This is a genomic window from Pricia sp. (genome assembly GCF_041745955.1).
In the GTDB taxonomy this organism is placed as follows: Bacteria; Bacteroidota; Bacteroidia; order Flavobacteriales; family Flavobacteriaceae; genus Pricia.
Genome location: NZ_JBGTHY010000052.1, coordinates 1 through 6,527, shown reverse-complemented (window position 1 = coordinate 6,527; position 6,527 = coordinate 1). Strand labels below are relative to the sequence as shown.

The window sequence follows — 6,527 nt, the reverse complement described above, 5'->3', positions numbered from 1 at the left end:
CCCTCAAAATGGAAAAATTCGCCTTTACGGCAAACTTATCGCTAAAGGCATGGGCGCCCCGGATACCAAAATCATAATAACCGTTCGTGCCGGCAACATCTTGGGAGGTCGCACCGCCTTTGAGGTAGGTACTGATACCCTGATAGTTCCAAGGATCTTTACTGGTCATGAAGAGGATACCGTTAAAAGCGCCCGCGCCATACAGTGCGGAAGAGGCTCCTGGAAGTATCTCGACACTCTTGACCTCGAGTTCCGACATACCCACCAAATTTCCCAGCACGAAATTGAGGCCCGGTGCGGAGTTGTCCATGCCATCTACCAATTGCATAAAACGATTGTTCGCAAACGTGGCGAAACCTCGGGTGTTTATCGATTGAAAGGTAAGACTATTGGTGTTGACATCGACCCCTTTTAAATTCTGTAATCCGCTGTAAAAGGACTCCGAGGAAGTCGACTTGATCTCTTTCAGCCCGAAACGCTCAACGGACACGGGGGATTCGAAAATACGTTCGGGAGTTCGCGAGGCCGAGATGACCACCTCGTCCAAAAAGGTCTGGGTTTCGTTCAGCACTATGGTCAGGGTGGCACCGGATTCAGTGACTTCCTCCGTTGCCTCCGTATAGCCAATACTGGTGATCTTCAGCTGAAAAGGTGGGACTTCGGAAGTTTCCAAAATAAAATTCCCGTCAAAGTCGGAGGTGGTGCCTATGGCTTTCCCTTCAATTACGATATTGGCGCCGGGTACGGGCTGATTGTTTTGATCGACTACTTTACCGTTTACGGTAGTCTGCGAAAAGCCGAAGCTCGCTACCAACACTAGGGGGAAAAACAGTATTGCTCTCATGTTAAGTTTAAGTTAAATTAGTTTGTATCGGCAAGTTAACAATTTTTTTATATCGAAAATCATAAAATGAAAAAAATTATGCATGCATAGTATATTTTTCGTAACTAGCATTGCTTAGATTGCCATATTCCCAAAAAAAAGACCATCATTTGTGCGATGGTCTTTATGAACTCAGATTTCGGGATGGTAGCTATTCCACCGTAACCGACTTGGCCAAGTTTCTTGGCTGATCGACATTACAACCGCGCATTACGGCGATATGGTAAGACAATAATTGCAACGGTATCGTGGTCAATAGCGGTGTTAGGCTTTCAAAGGTCTCCGGCACTTCGACCACATGATCGGCCAGTTCGGTGACCTGTTCGTCACCCTCGGTAACAATGGCAATGATCTTGCCCTTTCGGGATTTTATTTCTTGGATATTGCTCACTACTTTTTCATAATGCCCTCTTTTGGTAGCGATTACGAATACGGGCATCTGCTCGTCGATCAGGGCAATCGGGCCGTGCTTCATTTCTGCCGCTGGATAACCTTCTGCATGTATGTAGCTGATTTCCTTTAATTTAAGTGCGCCTTCTAAGGCGACAGGAAAATTATAGCCCCTACCTAGATACAGGGCATTGGTAGAATCTTTGTACACTTTGGAAATGATTTCGACCAATGGGTTCGATTCCAAGGCCTTTTCGACCTTGGCGGGAATGGTTTCCATTTCCTCCAAGTATTCACGGAAGCGTTCATCGGAAAAGACCCCTTTTTCCTTCGCCAGTTTTAAGGCAATCAAGGTCAAGACCGTAATTTGAGTGGTAAATGCCTTGGTGGAAGCGACCCCGATTTCCGGACCGGCATGGGTATACGCCCCGGCATCGGTCTCACGGGCGATCGAAGAACCGACCACGTTACAGACGCCGAACACAAACGCGCCATTTTCCTTGGCCAGTTTAATGGCGGCCAAAGTATCGGCCGTTTCGCCGGACTGTGATATCGCTATCAACACGTCTTTATCGGTAATAACGGGATTTCGATATCGGAACTCGGACGCATATTCCACCTCAACGGGAATACGTGCCAAATCTTCAAAAATATATTCGGCCACCAGACCGGCGTGCCAAGAGGTACCGCAAGCCACGATAATGATGCGGTTGGCGTTCATGAACTTGTCCAAATGTTGATCGATACCGGCCATTTTTATAAGACCCTGTTCAGTACGTAACCTGCCGCGATACGTATCCAATATCGCCCGGGGCTGCTCATAAATTTCCTTTAGCATAAAGTGGTCGTAACCGCCCTTTTCGATTTCCTCGATGTTCATTTTAAGTTCTAGGATATTCGGGTAGGTAATCGCGTCATCTTTGATTTTCCTCAATTTTATCTCTTTTCCGAGACGGATTACCGCCATCTCCTCATCCTCCAGATAAATGGCATTGTTGGTGAATTCGATAAACGGGGAAGCATCGGAAGCAATAAAGAACTCGTTTTCCCCCACTCCGATAGCCAATGGGCTACCCAATTTGGCAACCACGATCTCATCGGGTTTTTGCTTATCGAAAACTGCAATGGCATAGGCACCGACCACCTCGTTTAAGGCAAGTTGCACCGCTTTGCCCAATTTTACGTTTTCCTGTTTCTTGACTTCCTCGATCAGGTTCACCAACACCTCGGTATCCGTATCCGAGTGAAAAATATAGCCCCTTTTGGTCAGCTCTTTTTTGATGGATTCGTAATTCTCTATGATTCCGTTATGGATGATGACCAAGTCGCCGGAATTGGAGTAATGCGGATGTGAGTTCACATCGTTGGGAACCCCATGGGTCGCCCAACGCGTATGGCCGATACCCAAACAACCTTTTGTGGAAATTTGCTTTTCGGATTTATTTTTCAGGTCCTCCACCTTTCCCTTGGTTTTGGAAAGATTGATGTCATTACCGTCATAAAGTGCGATGCCGGCACTGTCGTAGCCTCTGTATTCTAGCCGCTGAAGGCCTTTGATAATAATCGGATAGGCCTCTCTGTGCCCTATATAACCTACAATTCCACACATAAAATTAGTTCTTTAGCTTAGGGGGATAGCTCGGTTTCGCGGCAAATTTAAGCGAAACGAGTAAATAATATCACTTTTCTAATCATTAAACGAAGAAATTTGGAAACTCGTATCTAGAGGTTGGGAAAATTAAAGTTTAGTTAGACGAGACACCGTCCCATATTGGTTTATTGCAACTTGAGCTTTTGGGAATCTTAATTCGCCTCCGTGTAAAAAATCTCGAGCTGAAGTTTTTTACCCGTGTTGGTCGCGGAAACGTTACTCCCGAAAAGCACGGTACCCAATGGGCTCAATGTGGCCGCCACCGGTAGTTCCGTTTCGGTATCGTTGTCGAGCATGGCATCGGCAACATTGAAAATCCCTATGTTCGGCGTAATCGTAAGTCCCAAAGTGGCATTTTCGGCATTACGAACGACCAGATCATTGATATAGTCCGTGATCTTTACGGTATATTTCAGCTCTGAACCGGTGCCCTCCAAGAGTCCGCCGTAAAAAGGATAGCTGTCAAAATGTGTCCCGCCCTGCCCGGCCGGTGTGTCGTTACGGCCGATGAGGGGTGCATTGGTCTCCATATTGTATAGATACAGTCTGGGCGGCTCGATTACCCCCGGTTGTTTGTCCACATAAAAAACCAGATTGGCCTCGTTGATAATCCAATTGTTGGCCTTTATCTGTTCGATGGCTTGCCTACCATTGGCATCATCGAAAAGATTGATTTCGGCAAAACTGCCGGTACCCCCTTTAAGATAGATACGTTCCGCATTTTCTTCGGATGCAATGGCGTCGGCGATTTCGGGAGCGTAGGCATCATTGATAAAGCTGTTTACCGCATTGCCTACAATGGGGAAAGTCTGTCCTTGTTGCGATGGACCCTGTTGAGTGATAAAATTGAGCACAAAATCTTTGTTCTTCGCCGCTTCGCCTGCCGTATAGCTATAGGATATCGTAATGTTGGCATCCCTCAAATTGAATAGCATCATGAGCTCTTCCCCCGCCGAGGGTTCCAACGAGAGGTGTATTCCGCGTAAAAAGTTATTGAAATTTGCCTGGGTCAGCAACTCGGAACCGCCCTCTTTGTCCAAAATATTCTCTTGGAAAAACTCTTTGTCCAATGCCACCCGAATACCGGGCGGCAATCTCATGAATTGTTCCGCCTCGTTGATGTTCTCCGTCGAGGCATCATCTTCCTTCGGCAACAAAATTTGTTTTTCGCTGATAGTGATGGTGGTATCCAATGAAATTTTATCGGCCAGGAAACCGGAAAAATCCTGATCGGAATAGTATTCCTGGGCCTCCTGAAAATTGGTGTTCGGATCTAAATCCCGAAGAAAATAGGTAGAGCGTTGCAAATTTAACGTAAACGGCAGTTCGCGATTCCCGTAAATACTATCTACGTCGAAAGTGCGTGCAAATTGATCCCTAATAAAACCATCAACTTCAACGTTATCGGCAACAAGGGGATTGGTACCCCTGGTTTTTTCTTGATTGTCGGTCAGTCCGTCACCGTCACTATCGCTATTGGGGTCGGTCGAATCCACATCCAGTTCATCTATCACGTCATCGTTGTCGGCATCGCCCGAGGGACTGGTCAAAAAGGGAATAAAGAGATACACCGAATCGACGGTCTCGTTTTCGGGAGTTGTCTCCGCTGCCGGACGGGCATCGCCAAAAAGTGGGTCTACAGTCGATAATCGAACTTGGGAGGTAATCGTCGCTTCGGTCTTGCCATATACCGGATGGTTATAAGCCCCCAATTGATAAATAGGAAGCTGATTGGCTCTTACCGCCCGTATTTTTTTATTGACGGCAAAAATATCGAAAACGGCCTTATCTGTGTTGAAAGGTTCGTTACCGATAACCCCGGCACCAATGGTTGTCGGATCTTTTTCACAGGCCGCCAGAACGGCAACGAGCGCAATTACCGCCAACGCGGTAAATTTGGGTCGATTCAAAAAAATCATTCAGGCTATTTTAAAACTTCAGTGTTATAGAAATTGGCATAGGCATCCTCAAATTCTTGAAGGGATACATAAGGCAACACAGGTTTTTGAAGGTTGGAGATGTGGTCTTGTAAATCTTCCGGAATTCCTTCCGCCGCTAAAATAACGGCATCTGAATTATCGACCGCAATCTTTAACAAATTATTATAGGTAGGTATCTCAAGGGATGCAATACTTTCTTTGGCAATGCCGTCGAAAGCAATCTTATCAATCATAGCGGGATCAAGCTCGCCCTCGAACGATTTCCCATAGACCGATAGCACAATTTTACTGGTATCGAAAAGGGGTTCGTCGGCATAGAATTTCTTAAGGTATAGGGGCAATAAAGAAGCCATCCACCCGTGTACGTGAATAATATCTGGAGACCAGTTCAATTTCTTGACGGTCTCGACCACCCCTTTTGCGAAGAAAATGGCACGTTCATCGTTATCGGGAAAAAGATTTCCTTTGGCATCGGTAAACGTTCCCTTCCTCTTAAAATATTCGTCGTTATCTATAAAATATACCTGGATGCGCTCCTTCGGTATGGACGCTACCTTAATAATCAAGGGCATATCCATATCATTGACCACCAAATTCATTCCGGACAGGCGTATCACCTCGTGCAATTGGTGCCTGCGTTCGTTGATATTGCCGTATCTAGGCATGAAGATCCGTATCTGGCCACCCTTGCTGTTGACCATTCTAGGAGTTTCGTAAGACATTAGGGAAACTTCGTTCTCCGGAAGATAGGGCACTAGTTCCGACGATACGAACAATATCTTTTTACCATTCATGTATATAATATTTTATAGGTATAGTGCAAATTGGCTGCAAAATTACAAAATTTATAGAGATTAGCCGTAAGTTTGCTCGGTTTAAAAATAACCTATGCCCGTCATAACCACCAAGAAAGAGCTCGACCAACGCCTATCTTCATTGCCGAAAGATGGAAGTCTCGGACTTGTACCGACTATGGGCGCCCTGCATCAAGGACATGCCGCTTTGGTCGAAAAAGCGGTTGCGGAGAACCGGTGTGTCGTGGTCAGTATCTTTGTAAATCCCACCCAGTTCGATAATAGGGAAGACCTCGCCAAGTACCCGAATACGCTCGAAAAGGATATTTTCTTATTGGAGGGTATTTCTGGGGATATCCTAGTTTTTGCGCCTACGTCGGATGAAATCTACGACCATCGGGTGCAATCAAAAACCTATGATTTCGGGGGATTGGACAAGGTAATGGAAGGGGCCTTCAGAAATGACCATTTCAATGGCGTTGGCACCATAGTGGAAACCTTATTGCTTTTGGTCAAGCCGGACAAGGCCTATTTCGGGGAAAAGGATTTTCAACAATTACAGATTATCAGGAAGCTGGTCGAAAAAAACAATATCCCCGTAGCGATACTAGGATGTCCGATCGTCAGGGAAGCCAGCGGATTGGCCATGAGTTCGCGCAACGAACGATTGTCCGGCACCCTGCGTCAAGAGGCATCCTTTATCTACAAAACCCTACGGACTGCCAAAGCTGAATTTGGCACGAAAAGTGCTAAATATGTGCGGGATTGGACGGAAAAACAATTTGAAAACCATCCTGATCTGCGGCTGGAATATTTCGAGATAGCGGATGTCGATACCCTAACACCCATCCAAAGAAAAAAACCATCCG

At 46.0% G+C, this 6,527-nt stretch carries 5 protein-coding genes; 1 reads left to right on the top strand and 4 read right to left on the bottom strand.

The genetic code is table 11. The features are described 5' to 3' along the window. The 4 genes from ACEW8S_RS01735 to ACEW8S_RS01720 all read right to left on the bottom strand — a co-directional run. Positions 1-844, bottom strand: an 844-nt coding sequence (locus tag ACEW8S_RS01735; RefSeq protein ID WP_373516465.1) for a carboxypeptidase-like regulatory domain-containing protein, incomplete at its 3' end; no start/stop codon positions are given. Between the two features lie 190 nt (positions 845-1,034). Continuing rightward, positions 1,035-2,882, bottom strand: a complete 1,848-nt coding sequence (glmS, locus tag ACEW8S_RS01730) for a glutamine--fructose-6-phosphate transaminase (isomerizing) (protein ID WP_373516464.1) — start codon at positions 2,880-2,882, stop codon at positions 1,035-1,037. Positions 2,883-3,076: 194 nt separating this feature from the next. Further along, on the bottom strand, positions 3,077-4,843 hold the full coding sequence (locus tag ACEW8S_RS01725; RefSeq protein WP_373516463.1) for a DUF4270 family protein: 1,767 nt from the start codon (positions 4,841-4,843) through the stop codon (positions 3,077-3,079). A 5-nt stretch (positions 4,844-4,848) separates the two neighbouring features. Further along, positions 4,849-5,658, bottom strand: a complete 810-nt coding sequence (locus ACEW8S_RS01720) for a glycogen/starch synthase (RefSeq protein ID WP_373516462.1) — start codon at positions 5,656-5,658, stop codon at positions 4,849-4,851. 94 nt (positions 5,659-5,752) lie between these two features. Here ACEW8S_RS01720 and panC point away from each other — a divergent pair. Next, on the top strand, positions 5,753-6,527 hold a 775-nt coding region (gene panC / locus ACEW8S_RS01715), incomplete at its 3' end, for a pantoate--beta-alanine ligase (RefSeq protein WP_373516461.1).